Source organism: Streptomyces sp. NPDC016469 (assembly GCF_040632905.1).
Classification (GTDB): Bacteria; Actinomycetota; Actinomycetes; order Streptomycetales; family Streptomycetaceae; genus Streptomyces.
Genome location: NZ_JBEYCQ010000028.1, coordinates 53,354 through 68,802 on the forward strand (window position 1 = coordinate 53,354; position 15,449 = coordinate 68,802).

Consider the following 15,449-nt stretch of genomic DNA (forward strand, 5'->3'; position numbering starts at 1 on the left):
CTCCACCACCCTCCTGCGCAGACAGCGAAACTTAGGTTACCCTCACCTAACCTACCGTAGGTGCTGCTCCGGGTGAAGACCCGCCGCAGACGTGCCCCCGCGCCGCACCGGCGCAGCTCCTCAGCGCATCCTCATCCCTTGGCCCCGCCCACGGGGCCATCGAGAACGGAGTCCCCGTGTCGACGGCATCCCGAGTCGCCACGCCCATACCCACGGCCCATCCGGCCACCGGGGCGGCCACCTCCCTCCTGGACGCCTATGCGCCCGGCGCCCGCTTCCTCGCCACCCCCAGACGCACCCTGCTGGCGGGGGGCGCGGGGCGCCAAGTGCCGCACGGCGCACAGCCGGTGGACCAGCGCGTGGCGGACAGCCTGGCGGAGGCCATCGACGCCGGACAGCGGTCGCCGGTGGTGATGGGCGCGATCCCGTTCGACCACACGGAACCGGCCGCCCTGAGCGTGCCCGCCGCGCTGCGCACCGGGCCGCCGCTCACCTCCGACCCCCTCATCGCCCTGCCCTCGCCGGGGCCGGACTCCCCCGGCTGGCAGATCAGGCCGGTCCCGGAACCGGAGGTCTACGCGAAGGGCGTGGCCTCGGCCGTGGAGCGGATGTGGCGCGGCGAGTTGAGCAAGGTCGTCCTCGCGCGCACCCTCGAACTCACCTCGCCCGGGCCGCTGGACGTGCCCGCCATGCTCCAGCGCCTGGCCCGCCGCGACCCCTCCGGCTACACCTTCGCGCTCCCCACCGGCCCCGGCCGCACCCTGATCGGCGCCAGCCCCGAACTCCTCGTCTCCCGCCGGGGCCGCCACCTGGTCGCCAACCCCCTGGCGGGCTCAGCCCCGCGCAGCGACGACCTCGCCGAGGACGTCCGCCGCGCCGCCGCGCTCCTGGAGTCCGCGAAGGACCTCCACGAGCACGCCGTGGTCGTGGACGCGGTGCACCAGGCGCTCGCCCCGTACTGCTCGGCGATGACCGTGCCGCCCCGGCCGACGCTGATCCGGACGGCGACCATGTGGCACCTGTCCACCACGGTCACGGGCACGCTCAGCGACCCGGACACCTCCGCGCTCACCCTGGCCTGCGCCCTGCACCCCACCCCGGCGGTCTGCGGCACGCCGACGGCGACGGCCCGGCAGGTGCTGACCGAGACCGAGCCGTTCGACCGGGGCTTCTTCACGGGCATGGTCGGCTGGGGCGACGCACACGGCGACGGGGAATGGGTCGTCACCATCCGCTGCGCCGAGGCGGAGGAGCGCACGCTGCGCCTCTACGCCGGCGCGGGCGTCGTCGCGGCATCCGAACCCGAGGCCGAGACCGCCGAGACGGCCGCGAAGTTCCGCACGTTCCTGAGCGCGGTGGGCGCCGAGCTCTGAGCCGCTGCGTTACGCGGTGAGGGCGGCGGGTTCGCCCAGCCTGGCGGCCGCCGTCCGCCAGGCGGCGGTGACGGCGAGGCGGGCCTGCGCGGTGGCCGTCGGGCCGTCGCCGTCGAGTCGCAGCGGCGGCCCGACGTGGACGTGCAGGCGGGGGCGGCGCAGCGGGGCGGTGGCCAGGCCGGCGAGCTGCTTGGCGGCCGAGCCCGAGGTGACCCGGCGGGCCCCGGCCTGGCCCAGCGGGATGACCGGTGCGCCGGTGCGGTGCGCGAGCCGGGCGAGGCCGCGGCGGAAGGCGCCCGGCGCCGATTCGGCGGCGTCGCCGCGGTCCGGCAGGCCGCCCTCCGCGTAGATGAGGATGTGCCGGCCCTGTTCCAGCGCCTCCTGGGCGAGGCCGACGGCCCGGCCGGCGCGGGGGTCGCCGCGGTGGACGGGGATGTGCCCCTCGCGTGCGAGGGCGCGGCCGAGGACGGGAACGCGCCAGAGCCCGGCGGTCGCCATGACGACGGGCCGGGCACCGAGGAGGCGCAGGGCCGCCAGGACGATCGCGGGGTCCGCGAGCGAGGTGTGGTTGGCGGCGATGATGCCGGCCGGGGGCAGGACGGCATCCGCGTCGGTGGTGAGCGTCAACCGCCCGAAGGCGGGCACCAGTTGACCGGAAAGGCGGCTGAGCATGGGGTATCTCCGGTTCGTTCGGGCGGAGTTCCATCGTTCCGCGCCGAACGGCCGCCCGGCTGAGCGGTGGTACTCATCCGCCCTGGGTACCCGGACGGTCCGGCCGCCCCCACCTCACCGTCGTACGACGTCCGCGAGCACCGTATGCACCAGCTTGCCGACCGCGGCCGCGTCCGGCGGCCCGGGGTCGCGGTCCGCGAAGAGCAGGTGGCCGCCCCCGACGAGGGAGAGGGTGAGGGAGTCGATGTCGGCACCGGCCGACACCCGGCCCCGTGCGCGCTCCTCCGTGAGGTAGCCGGAGACGGCGGCCGTGATCTGGGCGAGGATCGCGATGCCGCCCCCGGGTGTCGCCTGCCTGAGGCGCGCGCGCAGCTCGTCCCGGAAGGTGATGAGAGGGATGATCGCCACCGGCACAGGCCCGAAGAGGGCGGTCAGCGCGTCGGTGAGATTGCCGGCCACGGTGCCGGTACCCGCGCTCGCACACAGCGTCCGCGCCCGCGCGTCGAGGTCCGCGGCCCGGTCGAGCACGAGCTCGGTGAGGAAGGCGTCGAAGTCGGCGAAGTGCCGGTGCAGGACGCCCTTGGCGCAGCCGGCCTCGTCGGTGACGGCCCTGCTGGTCAGGCCGTTCGGGCCGTCCCGCAGCAGGACCCGCTCGGCGGCGTCGAACAGCTGCTGCCGGGCGTCGCGAAGGTGCACTCCGGTCGGCACGTACCACTCCTCATGTCGTCGGCGTCCCGTCCACACGTTGCCGTGTGGGCATGTGCCCACTAAAGTGAACGCATGCCCACTCTACCGCGCGAGCAGCCGCAGCCCCATCACGCCCGGCAGACCGCCGAGTCCTTCGGCACCGACGCACGACGCTATGACGAGGCACGCCCCCCCTATCCCGACGACTTGGTGGCCCGCGTCGTCGCCGGGAGCCCCGGACCGGACCTGCTCGACGTCGGCTGCGGTACCGGCATCGCGGCCCGCCAGTTCAGGGCGGCCGGCTGCGCGGTGCTCGGGGTCGAACCTGATGCCCGGATGGCCGGCCTGGCACGCGCGCACGGTGTCCGGGTCGAGGTGGCGACCTTCGAAGCGTGGGACCCGGCGGGCCGGACGTTCGACGCGGTGACCGCCGCCCAGTCGTGGCACTGGGTGGACCCGGCGGTGGGCGCCGAGAAGGCGGCCCGGGTGCTCGGGCCGGGCGGACGCCTGGCGGTCTTCGGGCACGTCTTCGAGCCGCCCGCCGAGGTGGCCGAGCCGTTCGCGGCGGCCTTCCGCCGGGTGGCCCCGGACTCGCCGTTCAGCGGTCAGCCGGCGCGGCGCCCGCTGGAGGCGTACCGGGCGGGGTACGCCAGGACCGCCGAACAGCTCCGCGCGACCGGGCACTTCCACGCACCGGAGCAGTGGCAGTTCGACTGGGAGCGCTGCTACACCCGGGACCAGTGGCTGGACCTGCTCCCCACGACCGGGGGCCTCACCCGGCTCCGCCCCGACCGGCTGGCGGAGATCCTGGCGGCGGTGGGCGAGGCCATCGACGCGCTGGGCGGCCGTTTCACCATGCGGTACGTCACCCTGGCGACGACCGCCGTCCGCGCCGAGAGCACCTAACCCACCAGGTCGGGCGCGCGCAGCATCTCGTCCGGGATGCCCCAGGCGTCCACGAGGTCGACCGCGAGAGGCCGGACCTTGCGGCAGAGGTCGTTCACCTCGCGGCTGATCGCCTTGGAACGCTGGACGGTCAGCCGGCCGTGCTCCATGAACCAGGCCCGGTCCGCCTCGATGACCGAGAGGGCGAACAGGTCGCACAGCAGGCGCAGCGCCTCCCTGTTGCCGCCCTCGGGCAGGGCGCGCACCTTGTCCGTGAACGCTTCGAGGACGAGCCGCTCGACGTGCGCGCGGGCGACGGCGATGACGTGGTCCTGAACCCGGGAGAAAACGGCGCCGGGGTCCTGGTGCTCGTCCATTCCGCGCTTGAGCCTGCGGGCCACCCCAGCGAGCATGTGCTCCTCACGGAAGCGGACCATGGCGAGCTGGTACTCCGGGTCGAGCAGCCCGGCCTCGCGGTCCCACTCGTCGCCGCCCGGCAGCAGGTCCCGCACCCGTTCGAGGAGCTTGTGGGCGGAGGTCTTCTCCAGGACCGTCTCGACGGCGAGCCCGGCGACGTGGCGGACGGTGCCGAGCTGGTCCAGGTCCTCGAACTCACTCGCGTAATGGGTGAGCAGGCCCTTGGCCACGAGTTGCAGCAGGACGTGGTTGTCGCCCTCGAACGTCGTGAAGATGTCGCTGTCGGCCTTGAGCGCGGCGAACCGGTTGACGCTGAGGTAGCCGGCGCCGCCGCACGCCTCGCGGCACTCCTGGACGACCCGGGTCGCGTGCCAGGTGGCGAGCGCCTTGGTGCCCGCGGCCCGGGACTCCAGGAGGCGCCGGGCCCGCGCGTCGTCCTGGATTCCGGAGAAGACGTCGTGCAGCCGGCTCCGTACGGCGTCCTGGGCGAAGTGCAGTGCGTACGTACGGGCGAGGAGCGGCAGCAGGCGGCGCTGGTGCAGTCCGTAGTCGAGGAGCAGCTGCTCGTCCGTGTCCGGGGCGGCCGCGAACTGCCGCCGCCGCACGGCGTACTTGGTGGCGATGGCGAGCGCCACCTTGGCCGCGCCGACCCCGGCGCCGGCGACGCTGACCCGGCCCTGCACGAGGGTCCCGAGCATGGTGAAGAACCGCCGTCCGGGGTTCTCGATCGGGCTCTCGTAGACGCCTTCGGCGGTGACGTCGGCGAACCGGTTGAGCAGCGCCTCGCGCTCCACGCGTACGCCGTCGAACCGGATGCGGCCGTTGTCGACGCCGTTGAGGCCCATCTTGCGGCCGTCGTCCTCGATCCGGACGCCGGGCACCGTCTCGCCCCCGTCCCGGATCCGTACGACGAAGGCGTGCACGCCCTCGGCCTTCCCACCGACCTCCAGCTGGGCGAAGACGACGGCGAGTTCCGCGTGGCGGGCGGCGTTGCCGATGTAGTCCTTGCACGCCTCGTCGTCCGGGGTGGTCAGGACGAACTCCTGGGAGCCGGGGTCGTACCGCGCCACCGTCCCGAGCGACTGCACGTCGGAGCCGTGCCCGGTCTCGGTCATCGCGAAGCACCCCATCAGGCGCCCGGTGATCAGGTCCGGCAGATGGGCCCGGTGGTGGCGTTCGGTGCCGAGCTGAAGAATCGCCCCGCCGAAGAGGCCGAACTGCACCCCCACCTTCACCAGCACGGACAGATCCCCGAAGGCGAGCGTCTCGAACGCCGCGATGGACGCCCCGACGTCACCGCCCCCGCCGTACTCCTCCGGAAACCCCATTCCGGTCTGCCCGGTGGCGGCCATCTCCACCACGATCTCCCGCACCCGCTCGCGATAGGCGTCGAGGCCCAGCTCCTCGGCCTCCTCCAGCACGGAGGCGTACGCCACCAGATTGCTCCGGACGAGATCGCGGATACCGGCGTAATCCCCGTCGAGCACCCGGGTCAACGCCTCGACGTCGACCTCGGGCTGCACGTAACCCCCACCAGCAGCGAATGTGTTCTCAGTGCCCATGCCACTTCGCTACCCCCCTCGGGCCGCGCCGACACCGGTGCGAGCGCCCCGCGGATCTTCCACATCGGCCGGTGAACACACCGCCGCCGGGTCGAAGAGGGCTTCTGCCGTCTTCGACCCGGCGGCGTTCAGTGGTCCGCGGGCCGGAGGGTCAGTGACCGACCATCGCGGTCGGGTCCGCCGCCTTGACCTTCCTGCGCGGCAGCAGCAGCGCCGGAACCAGGCACACGGCGATGAGGACGGCCGCCACCAGGAACACCGAGGCGAACGCGTCGCCCATCTGGTCCTTGATGCCGTCCGGGGTCCTCGCGGTGATGTCCTTCAGACCGTTGGTGAGGAGCACCGAGAACAGCGCGGTGCCGATCGAGGCGGCGACCTGCTGGACGATGTTCATCAGGGTCGATCCACGGGCGACCGTGTGCTCCCTCAGGGTGGCCAGGGCCGACGCCATGATCGGCATCATGGAGGCACCCATGCCGAGGCCCATGATGAAGAGCGCCGTGATGATGTAGGCGTACGACGTGTCGGCGGAGAGCTGCGTGAACATGCCCATGCCGACGGTGATCACCGCGATGCCGGTCATGACGATCTTGCCGGGGCCGATGCGGTCGGCGAGCATGCCGGCGATCGGCATGGTGATCATCGCGCCGATGCCCTGCGGGGCGAGCAGGACGCCCGAGTCGAGCGCCGACTCCCCGCGCACCTGCTGGAAGTAGAGCGGGAACAGCAGGCTGGCGCCGAAGAACGCCATCGCGAACAGCGACATCGCGATCACGGCGACGCTCAGGTCGCGGTTCTGGAAGAGCCGCAGATCGATCAGCGGGTGGATGTTGCTGGGCCGCAGCGCCCAGGGCACGAACGCGGCGACGAGCACCAGACCGATGATCGCGGGTACGAGGACCTTGACGGCCCAGACGGTGCCGGTCTCCGGGATGGAGGAGACGCCGTACAGGAAGGACGCGAGACCGGGCGAGAGCAGCAGCACGCCCACCCAGTCGAAGGTCTCGGACGGCTCCACGTTGTCCTTGGGCAGCACGACCCACGCGTACACGAGCGCGATCGCGCCGATCGGCAGGTTGATCAGGAAGATCCAGTGCCAGGTGGCGATGTCGATCAGCCAACCGCCCAGAATGGGACCGAAGATGGGGCCGAGGAGCATGGGGATGCCGAGCACGGCCATCACCCGGCCGACCCGCTCGGGGCCGGCCGCACGCGTAAGAATCGTCATGCCGAGCGGCATCAGCATGCCGCCGCCCAGGCCCTGGATCACCCGGAACGCGACCAGCATTTCCAGCGAGTTGGCGGCGGCGCACAGCGCCGAACCGGCCGCGAACAACGCGACCGCGAGCAGATAGAGACGTTTTGTCCCGAACCTGTCGGCGGCCCAGCCGGTGAGCGGGATGACGCTCGCCAGTGCCAGCGTGTAGCCGGTCATCGTCCAGGCGACCTGGGCCGAGGTCGCGTGGAACTCCTTCTGGAAGGTCTGCAGTCCGACCGAGACCACGGTGATGTCCAGGATCGACATGATCCCGCCGAGCACGACCACACCGGCCACGAGGAGGACCTTGCTGTCCAGCTTGTCGCTGGAGGCGCCCCCTCCCCCCGGAGGGCTCGACTCATTTTTTTGCAACGTGGTCATGACTCACCTTTCGGAGAAGCTGCGGGGCCGTCCGAGGCCCGCTCGATCTGTCCACCCCCCGCGACCTCCGGCTGGTGGCAACGGTGCGCTCCGGCGGGCGTGGATACGGAATCCGCTCTTCCGTCGGGCGGTCGGAGCTCCACCGGGGCACGGTCCACGACGGACGACTCACCGGGCGGGATTCATGCGATCCGTTGTGGAACATGAATGTACCAGCGCCGGTAGGCCAGTATCTTTTGGATTGATGACAAGAAACGTGCACCTGCGCGATCGCGTTGCGATCGCGATCCTCGACGCCGCAGCGATGCTGCTCGCCCGGCGGGGCGAGAGCGTCAGCATGGCGGACGTCGCGGCGGCTGCCGGCGTGGGCCGCACCACTCTGTACCGCCACTTCCCCAGCCGTGACACCTTGCTGGACGCCCTGTCCCAGGAAGCGTGCGCCGAACTGATCGGCAAGCTGGCGGACGCCGGCCTGGACCGCGTCGCCGTGCCCGAGGGCGTGGCGCGGGTGAGCCGGATCGCGATGGGTCAGGCCGCCAAGTACCAGGCCCTGATGCGCATCCACGGCAAGCCCGCCGTGCCCGACGAGACCGCCCGCCAGCTCATGGCGCCCCTCACCGCGCTGTTCGTCCGCGGATCGGCCGACGGCACCTGGCGCACGGACCTCGGCCCCGACACGCTGCTCGACCTCTACAGCGCGCTCCTGCAAGGCGCGCTGGGCCAGGCGCTGCACGCCAAGCTGGGCGTGGAGCCCGCCGCCGCCGCCGTCACATCGGTCTTCATGCACGGCGCGGGCACCCGGCGGCCGGTGAGCGACGGCCTCGTGAACAGCCCTTCTCCGGCGGGCTTCTGAGGCGCGCGGGCCGTCCGTGCGGTCAGCCGGCCGATACCGGCGCGTCGGTGCGGACCCGCCGGCGTTCCACGACCCGTGCGGACGCTGCCCGGGCCTAGGCGGACCCCGGTGCCGTGAAGGCGGACGTTGTGGGCACCCCAGGGGGTGCGGAACGCGGGCCCGGCGGCGGTCGCCCAGGTGCTACCGCAGGCGGTGGCCGGCGCACTCTTTCGGGTGACAGGAGCCTCCCCCGCCTCCCTCTCGGCCAGGTCCGCACCGTCAAGGGTACGAGCCCCCCGCCGTCAGCCGACCGATGCGCTCCAGCCCTCTTCCGTGGCGACGTGCAACGCGCCACGGTGCAGGTCGAGGCTGCTGGGGCCGGTGGCCTTCCCGGTACGGGCGAGTGCGCCGGGCCCCTGGAACGCGGCGTCGCCGACGCGGAAGGCGCGGGGCTCGGTGCAGCTGAGGGTGCGCAGCCGCCAGGGCGCGCCGGGCCGGCCCGGGAGGGCGAGGTGGAGCTGGGCCTCGGCGGGACGGTCCGTGCGGTAGCCGGTGCGGGCGGCCGTCCAGGCGGCCATGACGAGAGCCGCCCGGCGCGGCGGCTCCGGGGGCCGGGGCGTTCCGGTGAGCGGGGCGGGCGCTCGTACGGGGTCGTCGCCGGCCTCGATGAGGTCGTCGCGGCCCGCGCTCGACCTGAGGATCTCCGCGAACGAGCGGGCGAGGACCGGGCCGCCCCGGTCGGCCCAGGCGCGGATCAGCTCCCGGAAGGCCGCTTGCCGGTGCGCACGCGGTGCGGAGCCGGCGGCGAGAATCGCTGCCCCCGCCCCCTCGAAGACCCGGCACAGGGCGCGTACGGGAACACGACCGGCTTCGCCGGGATACCGCACCGAGCGGATCTCCCACATGACGTGGCGCAGCAGCACGGCGGCGGCATCCGCGTCGGCCCCCAGCTTCCCGTCCTGGGGCGGTGGGTCGGTCCGTCCCGACCGGTCGTCGCGGGGCGGAGTCACGGCGTCGGCGCGCCGGCCGGCGGCGGAGCGGTACCAGGAACGGTCGTCGCACCAGTACTCGGCGAGTTCCGCGCGGAGGCGGCCGCCCGCCCCCAGGGATATGACGATCCCGTCCGCCCGGGGGTCCAGGACCGCGCCCCGCGTGTCCGAAAGGCCGAAGGCGGCCTCGGTGACACGGTCCAGCGAGACGTTCAGCAGGGCGGGGTCCGCGGCCCCGCCCTCCTCGACGGCGAACCTGCGGGGAACGGCCAGTTGGAGCAGGGCGGTCAGATCCCTGCCGGCGCGTTCCACCCGCAGGTGGCTCACGGTGGCCGCCGCCAGGTCGTAGTCGGGGAGCAGTTCCTCGACCCGCTTCCCGGTCACCACCTGGGGCAGCGGCGCCATGACGCGTCCGCGGTAGTCCCGGCCCGGGACGTACGGCTCGGCCGAGGGGAGCAGCGGGCCGATGTCGTACCCGGCGATCGCGGCCTGCTCCGTCATCCACTCGCGGCGGCGCTCACTGATCCCCGCCATCCACCTCAGGGCGGCCAGCGCCCGCCGTTCCCGCTTCCCCGCATGGGCCGAGTGCGCGGCCCGGAAGAGCGGGAAGAGGTTGTTGTCCCACACGTCGGACACCGCCCGGATCGCCTCCCGGTCGTACCAGCGGGCGTCCGCCGCCGCCTCGGCGATCTGCGCCACCGAGCGGTCCAGGAGCGCCGCCAGTACGGCCATGGCCGAGACACCGTCCGCGCCTTCGGGGGAGACGCCGGGCGGCAGCGGGGCCGCGGGGGGTGTCATGCCCGCGATCGTCGCACACCCTCGTCCGCGCCATCCGGCGTCGTACGCCGCAACTCCATGGTGCCCCCGCGCACACCCCCGCCAAGAACTGTGGTGTCCCGCCACATACGCCCCTGACCTGGCCCTTCCTACGGTGTGGCGACACGTCCCCGTCCCCCGACCGTCCGGAAGTGGTTCCCATGGCCGACGCAGCATCCGCTCCCCCGCCTCCCTCGCACCTCCGGCGCATCGTCGCCGCCAGCCTCATCGGCACGACCATCGAGTGGTACGACTTCTTCCTCTACGGGTCGGCGGCCGCGCTGGTCTTCAACAAGCTGTTCTTCCCGGACTCCGAACCGCTCGTCGGGACCCTGCTGTCCTTCCTGACGTACGCGGTCGGCTTCGCCGCACGACCCATCGGGGCGCTGGTGTTCGGCCACTACGGCGACCGGCTGGGGCGCAAGAAGCTGCTGGTGCTGAGTCTGCTGATGATGGGCGGGGCGACCTTCGCGATCGGACTGCTGCCGACGCACGCGACCGTCGGCGTGGCCGCGCCCGCGCTGCTCACCCTGCTCCGGCTGGTGCAGGGGTTCGCGCTCGGCGGCGAGTGGGGCGGGGCCGTGCTGCTGGTGTCGGAGCACGGGGACGCGGAGCGGCGCGGGTTCTGGGCGTCGTGGCCGCAGACCGGTGCGCCGGCCGGTCAGTTGCTGGCCACCGGCGTGCTGTCGGCGCTGACCGCGCTGACCTCGGACGCCGCGTTCGAGTCGTGGGGGTGGCGCGTTCCGTTCCTGCTGTCCGGGGTGCTGGTGATCATCGGTCTGTGGATTCGTCTCTCTGTCGATGAATCGCCTCTGTTCAAGGAGGCCCTGGCCCGCGCCGACGAGCGGAAGGCCGCTTCGGGGGCCGCCGAGAAGATGCCGGTCGTGGCCGTCCTGCGGCACCACTGGCGCGATGTGCTGGTCGCCATGGGGGCGCGGATGGCGGAGAACATCAGCTACTACGTGATCACCGCGTTCATCCTCGTCTACGCGACGAACGCGGCGGACCTGAGCAAGCAGACGGCGCTCAACGCGGTGCTCATCGCGTCCGCCTTCCACTTCGCCGTGATCCCGCTGTGGGGCGCGCTCTCCGACCGGGTGGGGCGCAAGCCCGTCTATCTGGTCGGCGCGGTCGGCGTGGGCCTGTGGATGTTCCCGTTCTTCGCGCTGATCGACACCCGGAACTTCGGGAACCTGCTGCTGGCCGTCACGGTCGGGCTGTTCTTCCACGGGGCGATGTACGCGCCGCAGGCGGCGTTCTTCTCGGAGCTGTTCGCGACCCGGATGCGCTACTCGGGCGCGTCGATCGGCGCGCAGTTCTCGTCCGTCGCGGCGGGCGCGCCCGCACCGCTCATCGCCACGGCCCTGCTCGCCGACTACGACAGCTCGACGCCCATCTCCCTGTACGTGATCGCCGCCGCGCTCCTCACGGTGCTGGCCCTCCTCTGCGCCAAGGAGACCCGCCACCGGGATCTCGCCGAGGTCGGACCCGGGTCCGGGACGGCGGCCGAGGCGCCCCGGGACGCCGCGCGGGTCGTCTGACCCTGGGCTCCGGGAAGCGCGAGAGCCGGGCGGTCCGCCCGGCTCTCGCGTCGTCCCTACCGCGGGGTGGCCTCGAACCAGGTGGGCCCGTCGGTCAGTGCCTGCTTGATCCGCAGCAGCGCGAACTCGGCCAGGTCGGGCAGCGCGTCCACGGGGAACCAGCCCACCTCCAGCGACTCGTCGTCGTTGACCCGGGCCGTGCCGCCGGTCGCCCGGCAGCGGAAGGTGATGTCGAGGAACTGGCAGCGGTCGCCGTTGTCGTACTGGATGGGCGGCAGCGCCTGGGTGAGGACGACCCGCTCCGCCACGCAGCGCACGGCGGTCTCCTCGTACACCTCGCGCTCCGCCGTCGTCGCGGGCTGTTCGCCCGGCTCGGAGATGCCGCCGATCACGGACCACTCACCGGTGTCGGCGCGCCGGCCGAGGAGCACTCTGCCCTCGTCGTCGAAGACGACGGCGGTCACACCGGGCAGCAGGAGCAGCTGCTGCCCGGCGGTGGCACGGATCTCGCGGATGAAGTCAGGAATGGCCATGTGCCGACCCTACGTGGCGTGTCACCCGTTCAGCGGACACGTCGGGCGCGCACCGCCTGGGCGCCCGCCCACCCGAGCGCACCGAGCGCGAGCAGGATCAGGATGCCCTCGGGCAGCGGTCCCATCCGGGTCGCGGGGGTCAGCGAGGAGCGCAGCGGCACCTCGTCCACCAGGGCGTCCGGGGTGAACATCTTCGTCTTCTCGGCCACGGTGCCGTCCGGGCGGATGATCGCGCTGACGCCGCTGGTGACGGGGACGACGACGGAACGGCTGTGCTCGACGGCGCGCACCCGGGACATCGCGAGCTGCTGGTAGGTCATCTCGCTGCGGCCGAAGGTGGCGTTGTTGCTGGGCACGGCGATCAGCTGGGCGCCGTGCTCGACCGTGTCGCGTACGGCGTCGTCGAACGCGGCCTCGTAGCAGGTGACGAGCCCGGTGTAGGTGCCCGCGAGGTCGAAGACGCCGACCTTCTTGCCGGGGCCGAAGTCGCGCTGCACCCGGTCGACGTCCGAGCTGAAGACGCGGACGAACGAGCGCATCGGCATGTACTCGCCGAACGGCTGGATGTGCCGCTTGTCGTACGTGGCGACGGGGCCCTTGTCCGGCTGCCACTGGATGAGGGTGTTGCGCAGGGGGCCCGTGTCGGGCTCGATCACCGCGCCGATGACCGTCGGCGCCCCGATCGCCTTCACGGCGTCGTCGATGACGATCCGCGCGTCCGGGTTGCGGTAGGGGTCGAGGTCGGAGGAGTTCTCCGGCCAGAGGACGAAGTCCGGCTGCGGGACCTTGCCGGCCTTCACCTCCCGGGCCAGCTGCTCCGTACGCTTGGCGTGGTTGTCCAGGACCGCGCGGCGCTGGGCGTTGAAGTCGAGGCCGAGGCGGGGCACGTTGCCCTGGATCGCGGCGACGGTCGCGGTGCCGTCCTCCGCCGAGTCGTCCACGAGCGGCAGCGCCGCGAAGGCCGCCGCCACGGGGACGAGGACCGTCGCCGCCGCGACGGCGCTCGCCCCGCGACGGAGCTCGCCGGCCGACCGGTAGCGGGCGAAGCGGCGTACCGCCTCGAAGAGGCCGAAGCCGCAGAGCACCACGGCGAAGGAGAGGAGCGGGGTGCCGCCGAGCGCGGCGAGCGGCAGGAAGACGCCGTCCGCCTGACCGAAGGCGATCTTGCCCCAGGGGAAGCCGCCGAACGGCACCCGGGCACGGACCGCCTCGTCCAGCGTCCAGACCGCGGCCGCCCACAGCGGTCCGCCGGGGAGCCGGGAGACGGCGGAGATGCCGATGCAGCCGACCGCGACGAACAGCGCCTCGGCTGCGGCGAGGGCCAGCCACGGCACCGGGCCGACCTCCTCGCCGGTCCAGTGCAGCAGGGGCAGCATGAAGCCGAGACCCGCGAGCAGCCCGAGACCGAACGCGGCGCGGGCCCGGCGCTCGGACAGCACCCAGCCGAGCAGGGCGAAACCGGGCAGAACGAGCCACCACAGCGGCCGGGGCGGGAAGCTGAGGTACAGCATCACGCCGGAGAGGACGGCGGCCCCGGGCCGCGCGAGGCGCTTCGGCAGCCCGGCTGTCCGGAGGGCGGGGGCGGGGCTCTGCGGTTCGCCGACCTGGGCGATGGTGGTGCTCACCCGGCGGAGTCTACGGTGACCGCCCGGCCACGCGGGAGCCCTGTCCCGATGGCGGAATCCCGACCACCGCATCATTTCTCCGCATCTTCCGCCCATATGACCGATGCGGCCGTTAGCCTGTGCGCCAGTCCCCCGCCGACGGGCCGGCTCCGGCCCTCGCGTACGGGACGGTCACAGGCCGGGGGACGGACGTGATGGCTGAATCAGTGCGGCGGGGGCCCGAGCGGGGGAACGCTTCCGATGCCGCCGGTGCGCTGATCCTCGCCGCCTGCGCGGTGTGGTCGCTGATCAGCGCGGCGGGACGGGAGACCCGGCCCGAAGGGGTGCTGCTCGCCCTGCTCGCCGTCGCGGCGGGCTTCGCCTGCGGACGCATCTGCGGCACGCTGCTGCCGGTGGCGACCGCCACGGGCGCCGCGCTGGCCGCCCTGCTCCTGGCCCTTCTCTGGCGGCACGGGATGCCGGGCGCGACGGCTGCCGCGGATCACGCGCCGGGGCAGACCGGCGCCGCCGCGGCGCTGCTGGTCCTCGCCGCCGGGTGCGCGTGCTGCGCGGCGGCGGGGGCCGGGCGGCGCGTGTCGCGTACCGCCCTGCGGCTGCTGGCACTGGGCACCGCCGGCGCCTCGCTCGCGCTGGGCTCGGCGGCCGGGTTCGCGGCGGCGCTCGGGGTGCTGGTGTGCTCGCTGGCCGCCACCCGGACGCGGCGTCGGCTGCTCGGACTCGGCGGTCTCGCGCTGGTGGCGGGGCTGGTCGTCGGCACCTCGTGGGCCATGGCCGAGGAGGTCCTGCCCGAGGGGCTCACGGTCTCGCTGGAGGGCCCGCTCACCCGCAACCGGGTCGAGCTGTGGCAGGACGCCGCCCGTCTGACGGGCCGGCACCCCGTGCTCGGCATCGGCCCCGGCCGGTTCGACGAGCTGAGCCCGACCGCGCAGCACAGCCTCGGTTCGGACGGGAAGCCGCACTCGGCGCCGTGGCAGCAGGCCGCCGAGCAGGGGGTCGTCGGGGTGGTGCTGCTGGGCACCGCGTTCGGCTGGCTGCTGTACGCGCTGTGGCGCTCGCCCCGGTCCACGGCGGTGGTCCTGGCCGCGGGCGCGACGCTGACGGCACTGGCCGTGCTGGCGAGCGTCGGCAACGCGCTGAGCTTCACACCGGTGACGGCGGGGGCGGGGCTGCTGGCCGGGCTCGCGTCGGCCAGGCGGCCGATCGGCGCGGGCGAGCCCTGCGGGCCTGACAAGGAGGAGAGCGGGCAGGAGGACGGGGTCAGGCCCCGGCCGGGAAGCCCGAGGACGGCAGGTGCAGCCGGGCCCGGATGAACCGTACGCCCGCCTCGGCGTCGTCCACCGTGATGGTGAACGTACGCCCGTCGCCGAGCCGCAGCACCAGCCCCTCGCCCCGGCGCACGACGACGGCCGTGCCCTTCTCGGGGCGCCAGCGGTAGCCCCAGCCGCCCCACTGCCGGGGGTTCACGTGGGGCGTGAAGTCGGCGGCCACCACATGGGTGAGCAGGATACGGCGGCGCGGCAGCCCCATGTGGCCGCAGCGCACCTCCAGGGCGTCGCCGTCGACGCGGACGGCGACGTTCACGAAGGCGAGGGTGCCGAACAGCATCAGCAGGCCGGCGGCGACGCAGCCGATCACCGACATCAGCAGCGGGGCGATGCCGGAGGCCCAGTTGGAGCTGACGGCGAGCTGGACGCCCAGGGCCAGACAGGCGGCGCCCAGGACCGCGAGGACCCACTGGGTGCGGTTGGTGGCCCGGCCGACCCAGACCTGCGAGTGGGTGCCGGTTCCGGTGCGCTTCGGTTCTCCGGGGTGCTCCCTCATGCCGAGCAGCGTACTGAAGAACGGGCGCCGGGGGACGGTCGCGGGCGTGCGGACGGG

Annotated in this window: 13 protein-coding genes; 5 read left to right on the forward strand and 8 right to left on the reverse strand. The window is 73.3% G+C overall.

Annotation, left to right across the window (positions count from 1 at the left end):
- Positions 1 to 176: 176 nt before the first annotated feature.
- Positions 177 to 1,373, forward strand: a complete 1,197-nt coding sequence (dhbC, locus tag ABZ565_RS27420) for an isochorismate synthase DhbC (protein ID WP_361032259.1) — start codon at positions 177 to 179, stop codon at positions 1,371 to 1,373.
- A gap of 9 nt (positions 1,374 to 1,382) precedes the next feature.
- Here the strand turns inward: dhbC and ABZ565_RS27425 are convergent, their stop codons facing one another.
- Both ABZ565_RS27425 and ABZ565_RS27430 read right to left on the reverse strand, forming a co-directional pair.
- Positions 1,383 to 2,045 (reverse strand): lysophospholipid acyltransferase family protein, encoded by a 663-nt coding sequence (locus ABZ565_RS27425; RefSeq protein WP_361032262.1) that lies wholly within the window; start codon positions 2,043 to 2,045, stop codon positions 1,383 to 1,385.
- Between the two features lie 114 nt (positions 2,046 to 2,159).
- Entirely contained in the window at positions 2,160 to 2,753 is a 594-nt protein-coding gene (locus ABZ565_RS27430) for a TetR/AcrR family transcriptional regulator (protein WP_361032265.1), read from the reverse strand.
- 72 nt (positions 2,754 to 2,825) lie between these two features.
- On the opposite strand from ABZ565_RS27430, the gene ABZ565_RS27435 reads away from it, so the two are divergent.
- A complete protein-coding gene (locus ABZ565_RS27435) occupies positions 2,826 to 3,638 on the forward strand; it encodes a class I SAM-dependent methyltransferase (protein ID WP_361032268.1) in 813 nt (270 codons plus the stop codon).
- On the opposite strand, the gene ABZ565_RS27440 is transcribed toward ABZ565_RS27435, so the two are convergent.
- Complete coding sequence (locus ABZ565_RS27440) at positions 3,635 to 5,596, reverse strand: acyl-CoA dehydrogenase (protein WP_361032271.1); 1,962 nt, start codon at positions 5,594 to 5,596, stop codon at positions 3,635 to 3,637. The two genes, ABZ565_RS27435 and ABZ565_RS27440, sit on opposite strands and share 4 nt — an antisense overlap.
- A 151-nt stretch (positions 5,597 to 5,747) precedes the next feature.
- Positions 5,748 to 7,235: a DHA2 family efflux MFS transporter permease subunit gene (locus tag ABZ565_RS27445; protein WP_361032274.1), complete on the reverse strand. Its 1,488-nt coding sequence runs from the start codon at positions 7,233 to 7,235 to the stop codon at positions 5,748 to 5,750.
- 244 nt (positions 7,236 to 7,479) lie between these two features.
- Here ABZ565_RS27445 and ABZ565_RS27450 point away from each other — a divergent pair, with 244 nt between their 5' ends.
- Entirely contained in the window at positions 7,480 to 8,088 is a 609-nt protein-coding gene (locus ABZ565_RS27450) for a helix-turn-helix domain-containing protein (protein ID WP_361032277.1), read from the forward strand.
- Positions 8,089 to 8,369: 281 nt separating this feature from the next.
- Here ABZ565_RS27450 and ABZ565_RS27455 read toward each other — a convergent pair whose 3' ends face one another.
- Positions 8,370 to 9,854 carry a hypothetical protein gene (locus ABZ565_RS27455; RefSeq protein ID WP_361032280.1) on the reverse strand — a complete coding sequence of 495 codons (1,485 nt, stop codon included), beginning with the start codon at positions 9,852 to 9,854 and terminating at the stop codon, positions 8,370 to 8,372.
- 179 nt (positions 9,855 to 10,033) lie between these two features.
- Between ABZ565_RS27455 and ABZ565_RS27460 the strand changes: the two genes are divergently transcribed.
- The gene (locus tag ABZ565_RS27460; RefSeq protein WP_361032283.1) at positions 10,034 to 11,413 is read left to right on the forward strand and encodes an MFS transporter; all 1,380 of its coding nucleotides are present in this window, start codon (positions 10,034 to 10,036) and stop codon (positions 11,411 to 11,413) included.
- A 56-nt stretch (positions 11,414 to 11,469) separates the two neighbouring features.
- On the opposite strand, the gene ABZ565_RS27465 is transcribed toward ABZ565_RS27460, so the two are convergent.
- Together ABZ565_RS27465 and lnt are read right to left on the reverse strand one after the other, a co-directional pair.
- Positions 11,470 to 11,946, reverse strand: a complete 477-nt coding sequence (locus tag ABZ565_RS27465; protein WP_361032286.1) for an NUDIX domain-containing protein — start codon at positions 11,944 to 11,946, stop codon at positions 11,470 to 11,472.
- A 29-nt stretch (positions 11,947 to 11,975) separates the two neighbouring features.
- Complete coding sequence (gene lnt / locus ABZ565_RS27470; RefSeq protein WP_361032289.1) at positions 11,976 to 13,571, reverse strand: apolipoprotein N-acyltransferase; 1,596 nt, start codon at positions 13,569 to 13,571, stop codon at positions 11,976 to 11,978.
- A 194-nt stretch (positions 13,572 to 13,765) separates the two neighbouring features.
- Here lnt and ABZ565_RS27475 point away from each other — a divergent pair, with 194 nt between their 5' ends.
- Entirely contained in the window at positions 13,766 to 14,881 is a 1,116-nt protein-coding gene (locus ABZ565_RS27475) for an O-antigen ligase family protein (RefSeq protein WP_361032292.1), read from the forward strand.
- Here the strand turns inward: ABZ565_RS27475 and ABZ565_RS27480 are convergent.
- Complete coding sequence (locus ABZ565_RS27480) at positions 14,829 to 15,392, reverse strand: hypothetical protein (protein WP_361032295.1); 564 nt, start codon at positions 15,390 to 15,392, stop codon at positions 14,829 to 14,831. The genes ABZ565_RS27475 and ABZ565_RS27480 overlap by 53 nt on opposite strands.
- Between the last annotated feature and the right edge of the window lie 57 nt (positions 15,393 to 15,449).

Coding starts and splice junctions, on each gene's coding strand:
- ABZ565_RS27440 (WP_361032271.1), bottom strand. CDS start 5,596: ATGGGCACTGAGAACACATTCGCTGCTGGTGGGGGTTACGTGCAGCCC.
- ABZ565_RS27425 (WP_361032262.1), bottom strand. CDS start 2,045: ATGCTCAGCCGCCTTTCCGGTCAACTGGTGCCCGCCTTCGGGCGGTTG.
- ABZ565_RS27465 (WP_361032286.1), bottom strand. CDS start 11,946: ATGGCCATTCCTGACTTCATCCGCGAGATCCGTGCCACCGCCGGGCAG.
- ABZ565_RS27475 (WP_361032292.1), top strand. CDS start 13,766: ATGGCTGAATCAGTGCGGCGGGGGCCCGAGCGGGGGAACGCTTCCGAT.
- ABZ565_RS27460 (WP_361032283.1), top strand. CDS start 10,034: ATGGCCGACGCAGCATCCGCTCCCCCGCCTCCCTCGCACCTCCGGCGC.
- ABZ565_RS27445 (WP_361032274.1), bottom strand. CDS start 7,235: ATGACCACGTTGCAAAAAAATGAGTCGAGCCCTCCGGGGGGAGGGGGC.
- ABZ565_RS27450 (WP_361032277.1), top strand. CDS start 7,480: ATGACAAGAAACGTGCACCTGCGCGATCGCGTTGCGATCGCGATCCTC.
- ABZ565_RS27480 (WP_361032295.1), bottom strand. CDS start 15,392: ATGAGGGAGCACCCCGGAGAACCGAAGCGCACCGGAACCGGCACCCAC.
- ABZ565_RS27455 (WP_361032280.1), bottom strand. CDS start 9,854: ATGACACCCCCCGCGGCCCCGCTGCCGCCCGGCGTCTCCCCCGAAGGC.
- ABZ565_RS27435 (WP_361032268.1), top strand. CDS start 2,826: ATGCCCACTCTACCGCGCGAGCAGCCGCAGCCCCATCACGCCCGGCAG.